Raw genomic sequence first — 18,458 nt, 5'->3', positions numbered from 1 at the left:
ATATTTATTTTTTTATCTATACTATCACCATTTGCTTTATCCCTCTTCCGGGACTTTAATGGATTCAGCAAAATTTATTTTGGGTGCAAATATAAAATTTATTCTCAAAACTCCACCTTATATTAGAAAGGTGCATTCGGTTGGGTAAAACTTCTATCTTTATATTTAAGTGCATCACTCAGAATATTAGCTTTTATCCCTATAAAAAAGTCATATACCTTATATTGTCCGAAAGGAACCCAGTTAAAATTAATCGTAAAACTTCGCTGATCCCTGGAGAAGCCTATCCTTGTATATGCCAGCTGTTTGGTGATCATATCATAGTGTGTACTCCCGTTAATGTTCCAATAAGGAGTAAGCTTAATACTTCCATCCAATCCTACTGAAGCAATTTTCGTCCCAAATCTGGATAAGTTTTTGGAATAAGCGTAGTTTGCATTAACATTCAAAGTCCATGCCTGATCAAAATGAGCATAATGATCATCATCGAAATAATAATTTTCATTTCTTATTTCTCCTTTAGACTGGTATTTTTTAGCATAATCTGTTTTAGCTCCAAAGATCTCACTGCTTAAAGGATATGACACCTGAATATTGAACCCCTGTACACTAAATCCCCCAAAACGTTCAGTCCTGATACCAGTATCTGATCCCGGAACAAAAAGAATTTTATATGGATCTAATGACAGGCTGGTATTAACACTTAATTTATTCTCAAAAAATGAAGATTGTCCGTTAATTGAGAAAATTGACCATGGATGGTCTTTAGCAGCAAAATTATAACTTCCGGAAAGATTTAATGATTCGAAGATTTTTATTTTCTTCACTCCTGTAGAGTCTTTCTTAGACTTTACCTTCATTTCAATGTTATTCCCTATATTAAAACCTAATGATCCTTGCATACCACTTGTAGGCGATCCTACAATCCCACCGTCAAAAATAGAATAAGGAGTTAAAGCCCCGTTGGCATCATAATAATTCTTATAGTACCCGAATCCAGGTTTTCCGAAGTCAGGAGAATAAGTAAATCCGATACTTGGGGTCATCATATGCCTGATGGCTTCTATTGCAGATCCTTTTTTGAAATTAAGCATTCCGTATAATGTAGTCTGTAAACTCGCCGTACTTGAAAAATAAGAATATCCTGCAATCTGCTTATTCACCTGGTCTACCACTTTATTGGAATTGTTGCTTAAAGGATCATAATATCTGGTAAGGGTCTTTGTTGTCAGGGCATTATTAATTGTAGTTCCTAAACTGAAGGTAAAATATTTAGCAACGGTGGTATTCGTCCCTAAAGTAATATTATTCGTAAGACCTGTTTGAAGCTTATCCCACATAGCCTTAGTAAATAGCTCCCCTTCGTTTGTTGTCACAAAGTTTGTTAAATTTAATCCGGTATTTACCGTAATATTTTCCAGAAGACCTTGTCTTACTCCTGTTTTTGATTTAAATAAATAAAATTGATTGATTGCAACGTTCATTTGCGGCAAACGAAGATCTGCCAATCCGGTAGCAAAGTTCTGTGAATACGATGCCGTTGCCGTAACAGTAGCAGGAAGTTTTAAGAACCTTTTAGTCACAGTAACCGTCGAGTTCTGCTGGGTATTCAATACATTCTGATTGAATATATAGTTATTGTTGATGGTATTATTATAGAATTTATTACTTACGATATCTACCGATGCAGAAAATGTAAGAAACGGATTTGCTTTTGTATCCTGCGTATGTCTCCAGGCAATCCTGTATGTACTGCTTCTTGAATAATCATCCAATCCTTTAATTCCTCTGATGGTCGTTCCTATATCAGCTGTGAAATTCCCCGAATACCTGTATTTCTTTACATAGTTCATTTCCGGTCTCACGTTCCAGCTTCCTTTCGTATAAATGTCAGCAAGGACTTTCATGTCAAAATGGTCTCCAATGGGCTGATAATATCCGATGCCATTCAGGAAAAACCCTACATCCTGTCTTTCCCCGAAACTGGGGATCAGGATACCGGCAGACCTTTTACTGGAAAACGGTAAAATAGCAAACGGCATAATTAGAGGTGTAGGCACCTGCTCTATATACATTTGTATCGGTCCTGTAATAATCTGGGATTTTTCTTTGGTTTTTACCAGTTTGATATTGGAAGCGAGCAAATGGTAATCTGCAGCAGTATCTTTTTTCTTCAGGAAATACTCATCTGTAGTATATAATGCGTGTCTCATTGCAAAAACAGAGTCATTATACTTTTTTGTTTTATTGGCAATGATTACCCCTTCACTCTCTTCTGTTCGTGCATTATAGGCAATCGCCTGTCTTGTCTTATAATTATAATTGAACTGATCCGTTTCATACTTTTTCCCGGCCTGGGTAGTAAGTACAGGTTCTATAATCTTCTTTCCTAAAGAATCCTGCTTTCCACGGGCATAGATCAGATTCTTCTGCTCATCAATAGAAATATAATCCGCATCAATCTGCATATCCTGATATTTTACCTGAGCTTTTTGGTTCAGGTATATCATTTTTTTAGGGAAATCTCTCCGGATATTATCTGCTTTTGTCATAAGAACATCATCTAATGATTCCTTCTTTGCAACAATGGTATCCTTTTTGGAAATAGTATCATTAATTACCGTATTTTTAGGCAATTTTTCAGGGGTTTTCTGTGCTAAAAAATTGTTAAAAATTAGGATAATTAAAATTTGTAATATATTTTTGAGGACGGTTTTGGCCAATTTTATTGTATGTAATTAAGGCTCAAAATTAATATAATTTTTAAAACTGTAAGATGTACAAACAAAAATTTAAAATAATTTTATCATTTATCCTCATTCTTTTGAGCCAATTTATTTTTTCACAAAAAAAATTTACGATCGTTTTAGATGCAGGACATGGAGGCAGTGATTCAGGGGCGAAGAGGACTTATAGTGATATTGGACTTCTTGCTGAAAAAGATGTAACCCTTTCAGTTGTCCTAAAATTAGGAAGGATGCTTGAAAAAAATAAAGACTTTAAAGTAATCTACACCCGCAAATTTGACGAATATCCTTCTCTTTCCGACAGAACTAATCTCGCGAACAGAAGCAAAGCCGACCTTTTTATCTCGGTACATTGTAACTCGGCACAAAGATCTTCAGCTTACGGAACGGAAACGTATGTACAAGGGCCCGACCAAAATGACACCAACCTGGAAGTTGCCAAAAGGGAAAATGATGTGATCTTTCTTGATGAAAAAGATAGACAGACCTTTGGTTCCTATGATGCCAGCTCTCCGGAATCTCTGATCGCATTAAAGCTTCAGCAAAGCAAATACCTGGAATCTAGCTTATTATTCGGTGGATTGGTAGAAGATAACTTTGTAAATAAAGACAAAAGATTTTCAAGAGGTGTTTTCCAAAAGAACCTGCACGTTCTTCGTATGAATGCAATGCCTTCCGTACTTATTGAGACCGGATTTATCAATCATGCAGAAGAAAGTCACTATTTAGCCTCGGACAGAGGACAGGAAGAGATTGCGGAAAGTATTTATCAGGCGATTATCGATTATAAAAAAGCAATTGACAGAAAGTCAGGAGGTCCTTCTATGATCGCAACCAAAAAGCCTGAACCAGAAAAACCTGTAGAAGTTGCATTAAAAAATGATTTCAGGATCCTGCTAATGAGCTCCCCTACTAAATACAATGATGGAGATCCTGCTCTTAAAGGATTGAATTACATTCTTCCTATCAAAGAAAACGGACTGTACAAATATTATTATGGAGTAACGAATATGGCTTCCGTAAAAGATATTAACCTTAGAACAGCCAAAGATGCCGGATTTAAAAATGCATTTGCTGTAGGATTTATGCCTAACCAAAAACTAAGTACCGGATACTATACGATAGAGGTATATGTAGGAGATAAATTAAATGGTAACTCATTTATTCTCCAGACCCTGAAAGACGTGGAAAGGAATAAAGAAAGTGGAGTTTTCTACTACACTTATGGAAAAGTATACACATTGGAAGATGCTGTAAAAATCCAGAAAGAGCTTGAGACAAAGGGCATTAAGAATACTATCATACAAAAAGTTTATAGATAGTGTAAAAAATAATTTTGAAGTTAAGAAGTTAATTATTACTTTTGCAACCTCAAAATTTGGCCTATTCGTCTAGTGGTTAGGACTCAAGATTTTCATTCTTGCAACAGGGGTTCGATTCCCCTATAGGCTACCAAATTTGATATCATGCCGGATTTAAAAATTCAAGAAGCAACATTGCTTTTTAAGAAGATCCACTCTAACCCAAAAAGTTACGACTTGAAAGTTAATGAAGATGGGATAATAGGCAGAGATGACAAGATAAGTTTCAGACTTTACAGGTATGGAGAGAGGGTAGCCTTTGAAGTAACTATAGATGGACTAACTTTCACCAATACTACTGGAGAATGGAACAACGCAATGATAATGTTGGGAAATATTATCAAGAAAATAGATAAGGAACAAGAAAATTTTAAAATAGAACAAGCAATAGACAAACTGAGAAAATATTTATCTGAAGAAAATTGAAATTATTTAAAAATAAATTTGGCAGATAAAAAAAAAGTTTTTACTTTTGCACTCACATTTGAACGATATGGCAAATCATAAATCAGCATTAAAGAGAATTAGACAAAACGAAGTTAGAAAAGTTCGTAACAGATACTACCACAAAACTGCTAGAACAGCAATGAAGGTTTTGAGAAATGAAGAAGACAAAGCTGCTGCTGCAGAGCAATTGCCAAAGGTTATCTCTTTGTTGGATAAATTAGCTAAGAAAAATATTATCCACAAAAACAAGGCTGCTAACTTGAAAAGTAAATTAACTAAGCACGTTAATAAATTAGCGTAATACGGATAGTTGGCCCGTTCGTCTATCGGTTAGGACCTCAGATTTTCATTCTGGTAAGAGGGGTTCGATTCCCCTACGGGCTACTAATAAGAGTTGTAAACTTATAAAAACAAAAAATCTAACACATTAAGATATCTTAGTGTAATGGTAGATGGCCCGTTCGTCTATCGGTTAGGACCTCAGATTTTCATTCTGGTAAGAGGGGTTCGATTCCCCTACGGGCTACAAAAGCTGCAAACATTGTTTGTAGCTTTTTGTTTTATAGTCCCTCTCATTCATAAAGACTGGATTTTTAAAAATTTATTTATATATCTCTTTGCATTACATACTATAAGTTATATCTTTGCAATCATCAGATGATAAGATGTATATGACACAGATCCAAAAAAAGACATTAGCTCAGGAAGTTGCAGAAAGACTCACAGAAGGAATACTTAATGAGACTTATTCAATCGGTGATCAGTTACCTACGGAGCCGGAACTGATGAAAGTATATGGTGTCGGACGCTCGAGTATTCGCGAGGCTATTAAAATACTATCCATTAAAGGTGTATTAAGTGTACAGCAAGGTGTAGGTACATTTGTGGTTTCAAAAAATGTCCAGGAATCTCTGGAAATCCAGATGAGCAATGCAGAAATTGAAGAAGTAGAAGAAGTACGATCTCTGCTGGAGTCAAAAGTTGCCGCAAAAGCAGCTCTCAATCATACAGAAGCTCAACTGAAAACCATAAAAGAATATCTGGATCTGAGAAATAAGTTTGCGGAAGAAAATATGGCACTCGAATGTTACCAGGCTGATATCAATTTCCATTTATCCATAGCGGAAGCGTGTGGAAATAAACTCCTGAAAGAAATTTATAAAATAGCGAGCAGACAAGTCCTCAGAGTCTTTGAAAGCAGCCATAAAAACAATACTGAAGCATTCAGGATTTCACAGAAATTGCATGCGGAACTCTATGAATATATTAGGAACAGAGATGCGGATAATGCGGCTCTTATTGCTGAAAAAATAATTCACAAACTATTATAAAAAAAGATTTTTTATTAACAACTAAAAATTCATCAGATGACAAGATGAATTAAAACTATTACTCTATGAACACTGTACAGACAAAAACAATTGACACCCATAAGATTGTTTATCCCATTCTCTTTATGATCAGCTTTTCTCATTTTTAAATGACCTGATCCAATCTACAATTCCTTCCTTGTATCCCATTCTAAAGGGAGAGTTTAAGCTGTCATTTTCCCAGATTGGCATTATTACCCTGGTGTTCCAGCTTACCGCATCTATTCTACAGCCCTTTGTTGGTATATACACAGACAAAAAACCTAATCCAAGGTCACTGGCTATAGGTATGGCGCTTTCCATGGCAGGATTATTACTCCTTGCGGCAGCACATGAGTACTATGTTATTCTCATTTCAGTTGCACTCATCGGAATGGGATCTTCCGTTTTTCATCCTGAGGCTTCACGGGTTGCCCAACTGGCTTCCGGTGGCCAGAAAGGGCTGGCCCAGTCTATATTTCAGGTGGGGGGAAACTCGGGAAGTGCAATTGGTCCCTTATTAGTTGCGCTTATAGTCCTTCCCTTAGGGCAGGGTTATGTGGGACTATTTGCTATAGCTGCTTTCATTGGTATTATCGTTTTATGGAGAATAGGAAACTGGTATGCTGAAAGGTTATCCATAAGAAAGACGGTAAAACATTCAGATATGGTCGTACACATAGATCTTTCAAGAAAAAAAGTAATATTTTCGATTACTATCCTTTTGGCCCTGGTATTTTCCAAATATATTTATCTGGCATCAATGACTAATTACTTCACATTTTTCCTTATTGATAAGTTTCATATTTCAGTAAAGGACTCCCAGCTGTATTTGTTCATGTTCCTTGCAGCAGTTGCAGTAGGAACGATCCTTGGTGGCAAACTGGGTGATAAATACGGCAGAAAGAAAATAATCTGGATTTCTATCTTGGGTGCTGCTCCTTTCACTCTTTGTCTTCCTTATCTTTCTTTGATGTGGACAGTTATTTTTGCAATTCTTATCGGATTGATCATTGCATCCGCTTTCTCTGCTATTCTGGTATATGCTACCGATCTTATGCCGGATAAAATCGGATTGGTAGCCGGGTTGTTTTTCGGATTCATGTTTGGAATGGGAGGTATAGGATCTGCTGTTTTGGGAGCAGTAGCAGATGACACCAGTATAGAATATGTATTTAAAATATGCGCTTTCTTACCTCTTATGGGTATTATTACCGCATTTTTGCCTAATATAAAAGGAACAAAAAAACACTGATTATAATTATAAATTTGGCAATGTAATCCCCCTTTATATCATGGTAAAGGGGGATTATTTTTAGTCTCATTTTCAATAGATTATACATTAAGCCATCGTTAATTCTTAATGAATTTTTTCCACTATAGGTAGAATTAAAATACATAATACAATATTTAACATCCCTTTATAGATAAGGGATTACTTCATTTTCAACGACTTGCTTAGGTTAAGGAAAAATTAAAAATCATTATTAAATCACATAAATATGAAATAAATGCATTATCGTAACCTTTTTTTTTGTAATTTTAAAATTCTAAAAACTAATTTCTAACATATGAAAACAAATCTATTCGCAGGCCAAAGCATGACGAAAAAAGTAGTCTTGGCTTCCTTACTATTGTTCCTAATGAACACAATGTCTTTTGCACAACTTAACAAAGTGTACGCAAGCAGTCAAACAAACCGGGCATATGGTATCTGTGTTGCTTGTTTCGTACAAAATCCAGAAAATGCAGTAGGTAGTAATGAAAACGACTACTCTACCCTACTTGTTCCTATTGGATTATTGGGAAGAACAGAACAGACTCTGATTTTCCCTACGTCCAATATCCTTGCAGATACGAATAAACTTGTCATTGGTGTTGGTACAGATCAATCTATTCTTACTGCACAATTAATAGGTGGATTATCTGTAGAGACATTTCTTGGCGATGTTTCCAATAATGATTATATGAACATCTTTGATGATGTGCTTAAACTTGGCGGTACAGATGCAAGTAGAGGAGCTCTTGAACTTACTATGAACAAACCTTTCGACCGTGTGAAAATAAGCCTTAACTCAGGATTGCTTAACCTTAATGGAGGTTTCCGTATTTATTACGCTTATCAGTACAAAGATCCACACATCAGCTTAATGGCATACAGCAAGAATGGTCAGGTTACCCTTGATGGAAATGTACCTTTCGAAGGATCTGACGTTGCTTTAATCAATACATCAGGAAAAGAAGTGTATCGTTCAAAACTAAAATCAAAAACGTTTGAATCTACACTACCGGAAGGAGTTTATATTATGACCCTTACCACAAAAGAAGGAAAAATATACTCTCGTAAAATCATGATTAAATAAAAAAACATGTAATAACAACATGTGAAAAATACGGCAGGCTAAAAGCCTGCCGTATTTATTTGTAATCAATTTAGAATAATAATGATCATTCTGTCGCTGAATATTTTCAACTCTACGAGAGTAAGCATTCGGGTAATCAGTTAAAAAACGGATATATAATCTGTTTCATGGTATCTTACAAAAGCCCTTAACCTATATAAAAAACCCCTCTATCACATGATAGAGGGGTTAATTTATAAACTATCCTTTAAGAATTTAATTCTTAATAAATTTTTGTTGATAAACTGCTTTATCAGTAACCACCTTTAGAATATAAATCCCCTTAGTAAGAGTGCTTACATTGATTTGTCCATTACTGAACTGAGTAGGAATAATTTTTCCGGAAGCATCATATACCACCGTATTCAATACTTTATCCTGAGTTTTAATATTAAGAACATCTGTCGCAGGATTAGGATAAATTCCCAATTCAAGCTTTCTAACATCCGCTGTTCCTAATGTAGACAAATTAGCATTTACTACAAGTGATTTTTCCACAAGCTTTCCATTTGAATTAAAGCTTATAACAACTGTAGAAGTTCCCGTACTTTGTGGTGTTAATACCAACTCATCATTTGTATTAATCACAGCATTTACAACTCCTGAATTACTATTGGACTTTACAGTTTTTACAATAGCTAACGAAAGGTTATCAGCATCAGAAACCACTGTTTTAAGGTCGATGGTAGTCGTACTGTTCACTGTAGTTTGTGATGGGAATGTACTTTGTACAACTGGAGCAATAGTATCCGGGAACACGGTAACCGCAGGAAACCAATAATAATCATTTAATATTTTAGTATTGGTAAGAGCTCCTGTACTACTGAATGTATGTACCCAGTTTTTCTGATAGTGTGCTCCATAACCACTTTCTGTTGTATTCAAAATCAATTCATCCGTAACAGGATTTACACGCAAAGCAGCTCCATAAGGAATCTGCTTGTAAGTTCCCGTTTGTCCTGGAATTGCTGCAAAGCTTTCGTTAAATGTTTTATTGGTAACATCAAATTTCACAATCTGGCTACCCGAAGAGAATGCATTAATTGAGTTGATCCAGTACAGCGCATTTTGTTTGGTGCTATACGTCAATCTTCCGGCATACCATGCTCCCCAGTCTCCAATGTATTTAGTGGTAGGAATAGCATAATCTGTCGTTACAAAAGTAGTAGGATGGATATTCACCAATTTCTGTTGCTGAATCGCCCAAACACTTCCATCTTTAGCCTGTACAATTGAATAAAATGCACCTGCAATAGTCTGAACAACAGCGTTGGTATTCGGGTTGATCACAAGAATTCCCCCGTTTTGTGTCACAGCAAATACATATTGCGATGTACGAATCATATTCCCAATCTGACCTTTACCATTAGTTTCGGGCACTAAAGTTCCAACCTGCAAATTATCAATATCAAATAAAAAGATTCCGGTAGTGGTTCCAATATATCCCTTATGTTCATTGACACCTAGGAAAAACCTTCCATCTCCTCCTCCAATAGTATTAAATCCAGCGATCTTTTGCATGGTAGTGGCATTCGCTACAACAAGTCTCCCTCCAGGTGTATATTGTGTATCACCCCCATCAGCAGCCTGTTTCGAAATAAAGTAAAACTTATCACCATAGATCGTTCCATACTGTGTAGTAGCTCCGAATGCTTCATTATTATTTTTGTCACTATATATTCTATAGTTGATCTGTCCATTATTATTTACAAAATTAACAGAGCCATTGGTATGCCCGTACCAATCTTCATTTACCATAAAATAGCCATCTGTAAACGTTGCCGGTGAAGCATAAGCCGATACTGGTGTTAATGTTGTAGAAATTGGCTGATCAACCATTCCCGGATAAAAATTCCAAAGATCCCATGCTCCGTTTTCTAAAGTACGGCTGCTGGCACCTAAACTAGAATATCCAAAATCGGTATCTGTAGGATTCTTCACCCAATAAGACCAGTATCCGGTGGTCCAGCCAGACTTCCAGTGATCATTAGCCGCATCTATCGCTGTATAATCATCGAAATCATATGCTGTCGTATTGATGATACCATTTAAAGGATACAATGGATATGTTACATTGTTATTCTTGTATAATCCATTGGTCCCTTGTCCGTTCAGATCAAAACCAAGTCCTCCGATCGCTGTTCCGAAAGTAGTTCCCTGATACAGCAAAGAATAAAAACGGTGGTCCGCTTTAGCAATGGCCTTTAGCATATCCTCTCCTGTAGCATTTCCATCCCACTTAAATCCCCAAACTAAAGCATCAGGATTTTTTCCATCATTCCATTGGACAACAAAAGCCGCCTTTTTAGAACCCGTCCCCACCCAGTACTGAATATCAGAAAAACTGGTTACGGTAGTTATTGTTTTCAGCCCATTTTTATGTACTGAATTTTGTTTGATGTCATTTCGGGGCACGCCCTGAACTGTGACCTGTGCATTCGTGAAAAATGCAAAGAATAACAGTAATGTTAAAAGATAGATCTTTTTCATTTTTAAATAAATTTATTGTTGAATTTTATTTTATGTATAAATCGTACGCTCCTGCTACTTCCGTAGACACTTCTCCCAGCCAGCCTGCTTCCTGATTGATTCCCGTATGCACTTTTACAAAATCGATCCCCGGAAGCTTTACATATTTCCCGCTCTTATCTACAGCCCAGGAAATATCAATATTGGATGCCTCATCATTATTCGGAGCGTTATCCGCGTATCCAAAGTCATATGATCTACCAATCCAATAAGACCCATTTCCACTCTGATCGTAAAAATTGTTTTGTAATTTAGTTCCTGACAAGCTGTAAGAAGCATCAGAAATCCATAAAGGGAAATAGCTGTGGTCATGGAACTCGTTTTTGGTTTTAAATCCGGTATTCCCCTGGTTATCCTGCCATTTAATATATTCGATATCAGTTTGCCATGGCTCACTTCCGGGAACAGGAAGTTTAGTTTCATTGGGTTTGAAATAAGTGATGCTGTAATTCTTTACGGTTGTATTTTTAAAATATTCGCTTCCAGCAATTTCGTACCACTCATTATCATCAGGTTTCCCGTTTTTATTTCTGTCATAAGCCACCATAATAATTCCCGGCTCACAAGAACCCGAACGTGGATCGTTAGCATTATTTCCCCAGAAAGCATTTCCAAGAATCTTAAAATCCCGGCCGTTCATATTTGGAATCGTATGATCAAACCCAAAAACAACATAGCCCCCGAATCCTCCTAAACTGATCATTGTGGAATTTGAGCCGATTAAAGATTCCCTGGCTTTTTGCAACATAGTATTGGCTGTATTTCCAGCAAGATATTCAGGAATTTCATTGGTAAACTGTCCTATTGCAGGGCGGAAATCCAGTACACTGGCAATATATTTACTGTAGGAATCTGTCTCCTTATTTACACTAATGGTAGATTGATATGTTTTCACATTTCCATTTTGTTCTATTTTCAGTGTCAGTGGATATGTTTTCGCGTAAGGGCTGATAAAATCGAGTTCGGATCCTTCAGAAATAATGGAATCTTTAATACTCCAGGTCAGTTTACCAGGAACATTTGCGGGAATATTCAGTACCTTAAAACGATTGATCGTGTAAGACTCTTCCAATCCCTTAAATGAAGACTCTTCATCTCTGTCACTTTTACATCCTGACATTCCGGTTAAAAGAAATATAACCAGTACAGCAGGTATTATTTTTAAAATTTTTCTGTCCATATCTAAGATTCAGTTATTTATATAAAAAGGTAAAGTGAGCCGGAATATTCCCTCCTTCCGTTTTCCATTTAAAATGACCACTTTTATTAAAGCAATAGACAAATCCCGTGGATACATAATTCCTCGCATCGGTAATATAAATATCCTCAGTAATGGGATTTACAGCAATTCCATAAGGAGCCTTGATTGCATCTGCATATTCCTGATCGATAATTTTATCAGAAATCACCTGTTCGGTATTTACATCAATAATTCCAAAAGTTTTAGTGTAAGAATGGGTATTATAATTGAATTCATTTCCATAGTAATAAAGCTTATCATTCACAATGGTCATTTCACTCACTGCGAGATGAAAATCTTTTTTCACAGTTCCAGTTGCTGCATCAACGAGGAATAAACTTGACGGTACATTGTAATAATCTCCTCTTGAGCTTACATACAAATCCCCGTAATTATCCTTTTTAAGGCGGTGAAGGTTGATTGCAACATTTATTTTTTTACTTTCTGTAAATGTATTGAGATCGATCACAGAAACAGTTTTATCATAATTTGGAACCATATACCCTCCTGAATTAGCTACAAAAAGCTGGTTTCCCACAATCTCAATTTCTTCAGGCTGATATCCTACGGTAACTTGTCTTTGAATGGCCAGGGAAGTCGTATCAATCTCCACAACTTTTCCTTTAGGAGAATTAGGATTAATATCAACCGGCCCAGCGTAACTGCTGGCATAGGCTTTTCCATCTTTGAATTTAATGTACCTGCAGTTTTGTAACTGGATTGTTTTGATTCGCTTTGCTGTTTTTGCATCCAGCACCTCGATTTTATTGGATACATTCACCACAACATACAATTTACCTCCGTAAATCTGAATATCATTTCCCACATCGCCTAATTCTTTGACAACATTGGGATTAATTTCTGCATAAATATTCCTTCTGTAGTTTCCTGTTGTATAATCAAAAAAATCAAGTGTGCATTTATTGCTCCCCATATTTCCTTCATTCAAAACATAAAAACCTTTGATTGCAGTATTTTCCGGTTGTGTAAGACCCGTCTCAACTTCTTCTTTCGGAGTGTATTCATCTGTTCTGCATGACAGTAATGAAAACGCAATGAATAAGAACACGTAATAGCTTATTTTTTTCATAATGTATAGCTTACAATAAGTTTAAAATTTCTTCCTGGCATTGGATAGTTCCTTACCACATCATAGTGCTGATTCAAAGTATTATTGACCTCAAAGCTTACCTTGAACTGGTGAGAATACCAGTTAAACTTTTTCTGAATCGATAAATCGTGCGTATACCAGGGTCTGATGAGATTATATTCAATATTGTTTTGTTGTGCATCATAACGTTTCCCCGTATACATAAAGCTATAATTAAAGCTCCACTCCTTATAATCAGCCATCAAAGTAAAAGTTCCTGAATGCCATGGCACATAAGGAATCTGATCTCCATAATATGACTCTCCTTTTTCAGTAAAATCGCGTGCACTTTGGTAGGTATAGCTCAACAATGGCTTCAATATTACTTTCCCAAGGTCCAGCTCAGCCTGTATATTCACATCTGATCCTATGATCTGAACATCTCCAAGATTCGTCATCATCCATCTGAAAAGATTGGTTGTGGGTACTGCAATGATCTTATTTTCCACTTTGTTATAATACCCGTCTGCCTTGAAGTAAATACTTTTCAGAACCTGATGGTCGTAAGTCTTCTGATAAGTAAAACCTATGTCATATTGATTGGTAAATTCAGGTTTAAGAAAAACATTCCCAATCATGGTATAGTACAGGTCATTGAAAGTCGGCATTCTAAAAATCCTTTTATAAAATGCTCTCACTGTTAAATTCTTAAAGGCCAGTGGCTGGTAACTCAAAAATACAGAGGGTGTCCATTCACTCTTATCCGGCGACTTTGAATTACGTTCAACATTCTCCCGAATAAAAGTGCCTAAAACACTTCCAAGAAATTTAAACCGGTTCCATTGGTAAGTGGTTGCAAAAGCAACCAATGAGGTATAACGTGTGGGAAATGAGAAAAGCTTAAGATCGGAATCCAGATTATTATACTGGAAATCAACATTAGCACTAACATCCCAGTTTGGTGTAATTGAGTAGATATTGGAAGATGATAAATATAATTCTCTCTGGATATATGTATTATCTGTTTTTAAAGCTGTTTCAGCTACATTTACCGTATCCATATACCGGGTATAGTCGTAGGCAAATTTAGCTTTGAGCTGAGTCTCAAATTTTGGAAATATTTTTTTCCTCAGGTGAGCCTGAACAAAATAATTTCTATCAAGTAATTTTTGTCCTTTCGGATCAAAACCATTATTCACAATTGCTGAGGGAATCCCACGATCTGAAATATATCCGTAGCCCCGGACATTCCAGTCTCCATTATTCAGATTTCCCTGCAGGCTGGTCTCAAATCTTTTGGCAGTAATATAAGAATCATATCTTGTTGCAATTGTATCATTGGCTATAGTACCATCGGGGCGTTTTTTCTGGTATTTGTATTTATATTGTCCGTCACTCTGTATAAATTCGGAGCTGAAACTTGCGGAAATTTTATCTGAAAGCTTTTGCTCCAATCGAAATGACGGGTTGAAAAGATCGATTGAGCTGTTTTTTATTCTAAGTACAAGATTCGTTTTTTTATTTCCGGAGAAATAAGGAGTCTTGGGTTGGAGATAAATTGAGCCGGAAGATCCAAAATCTTTTGCAGGCTGAAAGATATCACTTTTCTGTCCGTTGTATAATGAAATTTCTCCGATATCATCCAGCGAAAACTTTCCCAGATCGATAACCCCGTTTTGTGCGTTTCCCAATTGAATCCCATCATAGAAAACACCGACATGCTGGCTACCCATGCTTCGGATATTAACCGTTTTCAATCCGCCAATTCCACCGTAATCCTTGATCTGTACTCCCGAAAAATAGCGTAATGCATCGGCTACGGACTGGCTGTTCAACCTTTCCAGCTGTTCTCCTGAAAGAGTTTGAGCGGGAAGAATTTCTTTAAAATCTTTTTTATAAATGGTAACCGGAAGGATCCCTTTTTCCTTTATACTATCTCTTGACTGAGAAAAATAAAGCTGGTTAATTAGCACAAGGATTGTGATAATTATTTTTTTAGTTGTAAAAGTAAATTTCGGTTCCATTAGCTCATTGAGAATAATCTTGACACTAATGGATATAAGAAAGCAGCAATAACATTGTACAGCCATAGCTGCACAGAAGCATTGTTGTCCTTAGCTTTATTCCACGAAAGCATCAAACTTTAATCTTCTGGCAGGTCTTCTGACTTACTCCATTTTTGAAATCCTTCCCATTAAAAACAGTGGATATATACATCAAAAAATTTTGGTTTAGAGTTTACAGCAGCGGGTCTGTTCCGGATTTACACCGGATTCCCTTTTAAAAGCCTTTTACAGCTCACCAGATTCCGGCAAAGATAGAAAATTCTTCTTAGAAACAATATTATACTTAATAAAATGATTTTCAACAGAATAAAAACAAACATTCCGTTACATGAGTAACGGAATGTTCATTTGATTTTTATATCCCAAAGTTAATAAACACACTGAATCTGGATTTAGCTTCAATGTTTCCACCCGCTAGGTTTGAATAGGCCGGAAGCATCAGTTCACTACCCAGGCTCCATTTGCTATAAGAAAGTTCAAAACCTAATTTTCCATATAAAGCACTTCCGGCAGTATCCGGTAAGGCTTCATCAAATTGCTTATTCCTATCATATACTTCTCCCTGTAATCCGGCTTTCCCGGAAAAGATCATTTTTTTGTCCGCATGAAGCTGATAAAATCCGGTAGCTGCATAGTTCCATTGGTTTCCAAACTGATAATACTTCTTATTTTCACCTTTAACAGTATAATCCGTATTAACAATTACTGCAACTTTGTTCTTTTGGTATTTATAGTTCACAACCATCTGATAATCCCAGCTTCCTGTTCCCAATTGGAAACTCGGATTCACTCCCGTAATTCCTTTTTCATCAAATCTTCCTAACGGAACTTTTATTCCTAATCCTCCATTTAATTGGTGAGATGCATCTTTAGAATTGATCAGCTGATAAATACCCATTACATTCAGATCCCCCATTCCATTAATTCTGATGTCTCCCTGCATTGTTTTTTTTTCATGAAACTGAAAAGGGAGACTCCCGTAAACACTCAGCTTTTTCGTAATGGGAACTTTTCCCCATAACTGGATGGTATTGAAGTACTGATCCTGGGTGAGATCATTCACAAAAAGGTTTTCTTTGGCTTTATAATGCTGTGCAAAATATTTTATTCCTATAAATTGAGGATTAAGCAAAGACTCAAATCCTGATGATCCATTTCCTGCAGCACAGCCACAAGCATCACAATCATCATCAAAAAATTTGCTGGGGTTAAAACTATTTTCAGGAATATACAAACTGTCTCTTATGGGTTCTGCGTAGGCTATTTGGCATAAAAATAAACCCAATCCTATTAAAAAAATATTTTTCATGTTCGATTAAAATTTATTCTGAGAATTTTGGGTTGGTAACAAAATCTTTATCAGATAGAGTTTTCAGGAAAGCAATAATGGACTGCTTCTCCGCATAGTTCATCGTGAGTCCGATATGTCCGTTTTGTTTAAGCAGCGGATCAAGGTTAGGATCGTCCTCTACATTATCCGAGTAAAAATTAAGAACAGCATCCAGGGTATAGAATCTCCCGTCATGCATATAAGGAGCTGTATATTCCACATTCCTTAAGCTGGGCACCCGGAATTTCATCCAATCTACCTGATCCAATGTTACCCTATAACGCCCGGCATCCTTAAACTGACTATTGTAATACATCCCTGTATTGCGGAAGCTTTCATCCGTAAACAATTCTCCGCTATGGCATGAGGAACATTTCTGCTGGAATAGTGCCATTCCCTTCGTTTCCGTTGTAGTAAAAGTTGCTTTTCCCTGCTTATACTGGTCATACTTAGAATTAGCAGAAATCATCGTTACCATGAATTGTGACAAAGCCTTCAAAACCCTTTCCCCTGTAATATATTCATCACCATAAGCGGCTTTGAAAAGATTTCTATACTTACTGTCGGCATTTAATTTAGCAATCACTTCAGGCATTGAACTATCCATTTCGTTTGCGTCGGTAATAGGAATAATGGGTTGCTCATTAAGGTTATGAATTACCCCATCCCACATATATCGTTTTAAGAATGCCATATTCTGGATAGGAGGGGCATTGCGTATTCCGATCCTGTCTTCCACGCCATGGCTCACATTATGCCCATGGTGCGTAAAAGCATTTTCCTGTATATGGCAGAATCCGCACGAAATGGTATTATTTCGGGAAAGCCTTCCTTCGTAGAATAATTTCCTTCCCAGCTCTACTCCATTTTTGGTGACCGGATTCCCAGTTTTATCAAACGTCATTTCAGGAAAATAAGCTGGAAACTGTAAGTTATAAGCCTCATCCTTTTCCAATGGCTCAATAACCTCATCTGAGCACGATATGATATTAAAAAATGTAACAATAATCAATCCTGCCTTCAGAATATTTTTAATCTTCATCATTATGAACGTGGTTTACGGTAAACATTTTAGTAAGGTTGTTGGCTACACTTACCAAATGCGGACTCGATCCCATCATCATATCGTTAGATGTATTCAGGGTAAGTTTTGTGTCACCACTCAGATACTGATTAAGATCGGCCAGGATATGAATCGACGGTCTTATTTTTCCGGTCACTCTCGCCGTTGTTGGGAGGTCTAAAGTAATTTCCCGGTATAAATCAGGAGTATTATTAGCCGCTACATTTCCCATATTTCCCGTATGATTCATAAACTCCTTCTCTGCCGCAGTACTTCCGTATTTTCCTTCCAGTTTTACAAAAACATAGCCCGCAGCCCAGGACCAGGACATTCCTTTTGTTTTAGCTTTATTCCAAAACTCTGCCTGCCCGTCCATTCCCAGGAGATAAGCATTCTGGCTGATTCCCAGACCGAACTTCACTTTTTTATAATTGTTTTTAGGAATTCCGGTAAGGTTTACATAAACGATTCCTGCTACGGCATCTGCCTGGTCTATGATAAAGGCTCCTTTATCAGGATTATTTTCATTGTATTTAAATTCTTTTCCGGATTCATCAATCAGGCTGATATTACTTACAATATATTTTAAAGTAGAAAACTGGTGTTTTTGTCCGCTTGAAGAAGTTTGGGTTGTCTGATTCAAAACAATACCGCCAAGGTTATTGAATCCGTTTTCAAACTTTATCTGTAGGTTTCCCGGTGTAGTATCCTGTGAATTATCCCTATCGTCATTATTTTGACATGATGAAGCACTAAGTAATATAAGGCCAATAAACAATAGAGATAAAAATTTATAAATTTTCATTGTTGATTTTTTTAAGTTGTATTTGTTTG

Annotated in this window: 14 protein-coding genes, 3 tRNA genes and 1 riboswitch; of the genes, 9 read left to right on the top strand and 8 right to left on the bottom strand. The window is 36.5% G+C overall.

What is annotated here, in order from left to right:
* Positions 1-122 precede the first annotated feature (122 nt).
* A complete protein-coding gene (locus MTQ00_RS17900) occupies positions 123-2,723 on the bottom strand; it encodes a putative LPS assembly protein LptD (RefSeq protein ID WP_172284611.1) in 2,601 nt (866 codons plus the stop codon).
* A gap of 53 nt (positions 2,724-2,776) precedes the next feature.
* Between MTQ00_RS17900 and MTQ00_RS17895 the strand changes: the two genes are divergently transcribed.
* From MTQ00_RS17895 to MTQ00_RS17855, 9 genes are all read left to right on the top strand, one after another.
* On the top strand, positions 2,777-4,069 hold the full coding sequence (locus tag MTQ00_RS17895; protein WP_172284613.1) for an N-acetylmuramoyl-L-alanine amidase family protein: 1,293 nt from the start codon (positions 2,777-2,779) through the stop codon (positions 4,067-4,069).
* Positions 4,070-4,127: 58 nt separating this feature from the next.
* Positions 4,128-4,202, top strand: a tRNA-Glu gene (locus MTQ00_RS17890).
* An 11-nt stretch (positions 4,203-4,213) separates the two neighbouring features.
* Entirely contained in the window at positions 4,214-4,534 is a 321-nt protein-coding gene (locus tag MTQ00_RS17885) for a hypothetical protein (RefSeq protein ID WP_172284615.1), read from the top strand.
* 67 nt (positions 4,535-4,601) lie between these two features.
* Positions 4,602-4,856, top strand: a complete 255-nt coding sequence (rpsT, locus tag MTQ00_RS17880) for a 30S ribosomal protein S20 (RefSeq protein WP_273650527.1) — start codon at positions 4,602-4,604, stop codon at positions 4,854-4,856.
* A gap of 11 nt (positions 4,857-4,867) precedes the next feature.
* Positions 4,868-4,939: transfer RNA gene (locus MTQ00_RS17875), tRNA-Glu, on the top strand.
* Between the two features lie 70 nt (positions 4,940-5,009).
* Positions 5,010-5,081 (top strand) — tRNA-Glu (locus tag MTQ00_RS17870).
* A 145-nt stretch (positions 5,082-5,226) separates the two neighbouring features.
* Positions 5,227-5,886 (top strand): FadR/GntR family transcriptional regulator, encoded by a 660-nt coding sequence (locus MTQ00_RS17865; protein ID WP_273650526.1) that lies wholly within the window; start codon positions 5,227-5,229, stop codon positions 5,884-5,886.
* A 178-nt stretch (positions 5,887-6,064) separates the two neighbouring features.
* A complete protein-coding gene (locus MTQ00_RS17860) occupies positions 6,065-7,159 on the top strand; it encodes an MFS transporter (protein ID WP_337249971.1) in 1,095 nt (364 codons plus the stop codon).
* 316 nt (positions 7,160-7,475) lie between these two features.
* Positions 7,476-8,267 carry a T9SS type A sorting domain-containing protein gene (locus MTQ00_RS17855; protein ID WP_172284623.1) on the top strand — a complete coding sequence of 264 codons (792 nt, stop codon included), beginning with the start codon at positions 7,476-7,478 and terminating at the stop codon, positions 8,265-8,267.
* Between the two features lie 255 nt (positions 8,268-8,522).
* Here the strand turns inward: MTQ00_RS17855 and MTQ00_RS17850 are convergent, their stop codons facing one another.
* The 7 genes from MTQ00_RS17850 to MTQ00_RS17820 form a co-directional block, all read right to left on the bottom strand.
* Positions 8,523-10,796 carry a T9SS type A sorting domain-containing protein gene (locus tag MTQ00_RS17850; RefSeq protein WP_273650525.1) on the bottom strand — a complete coding sequence of 758 codons (2,274 nt, stop codon included), beginning with the start codon at positions 10,794-10,796 and terminating at the stop codon, positions 8,523-8,525.
* A gap of 25 nt (positions 10,797-10,821) precedes the next feature.
* On the bottom strand, positions 10,822-12,015 hold the full coding sequence (locus tag MTQ00_RS17845) for a cell surface protein (RefSeq protein WP_273650524.1): 1,194 nt from the start codon (positions 12,013-12,015) through the stop codon (positions 10,822-10,824).
* A gap of 13 nt (positions 12,016-12,028) precedes the next feature.
* A complete protein-coding gene (locus MTQ00_RS17840; protein ID WP_273650523.1) occupies positions 12,029-13,165 on the bottom strand; it encodes a YncE family protein in 1,137 nt (378 codons plus the stop codon).
* Positions 13,162-15,189, bottom strand: coding sequence for a TonB-dependent receptor plug domain-containing protein (locus tag MTQ00_RS17835; RefSeq protein ID WP_273650522.1), 2,028 nt, complete (start codon positions 15,187-15,189; stop codon positions 13,162-13,164). Before MTQ00_RS17835 ends, MTQ00_RS17840 begins: the two co-directional genes overlap by 4 nt.
* A gap of 112 nt (positions 15,190-15,301) precedes the next feature.
* Positions 15,302-15,486, bottom strand: a riboswitch (cobalamin riboswitch).
* A 100-nt stretch (positions 15,487-15,586) separates the two neighbouring features.
* Positions 15,587-16,540 (bottom strand): transporter, encoded by a 954-nt coding sequence (locus MTQ00_RS17830; protein ID WP_273650521.1) that lies wholly within the window; start codon positions 16,538-16,540, stop codon positions 15,587-15,589.
* A gap of 13 nt (positions 16,541-16,553) precedes the next feature.
* Positions 16,554-17,603, bottom strand: coding sequence for a cytochrome-c peroxidase (locus MTQ00_RS17825; protein ID WP_442868077.1), 1,050 nt, complete (start codon positions 17,601-17,603; stop codon positions 16,554-16,556).
* Entirely contained in the window at positions 17,593-18,429 is an 837-nt protein-coding gene (locus MTQ00_RS17820) for an MbnP family protein (protein WP_273650519.1), read from the bottom strand. Before MTQ00_RS17820 ends, MTQ00_RS17825 begins: the two co-directional genes overlap by 11 nt.
* Positions 18,430-18,458 lie beyond the last annotated feature (29 nt).

The organism is Chryseobacterium sp. B21-037 (genome assembly GCF_028570785.1).
GTDB classification, from domain to species: Bacteria; Bacteroidota; Bacteroidia; order Flavobacteriales; family Weeksellaceae; genus Chryseobacterium; species Chryseobacterium proteolyticum.
The sequence above is the reverse complement of the archived record's forward strand: the minus strand, read 5'-3'. Positions and strand labels throughout refer to the sequence as shown.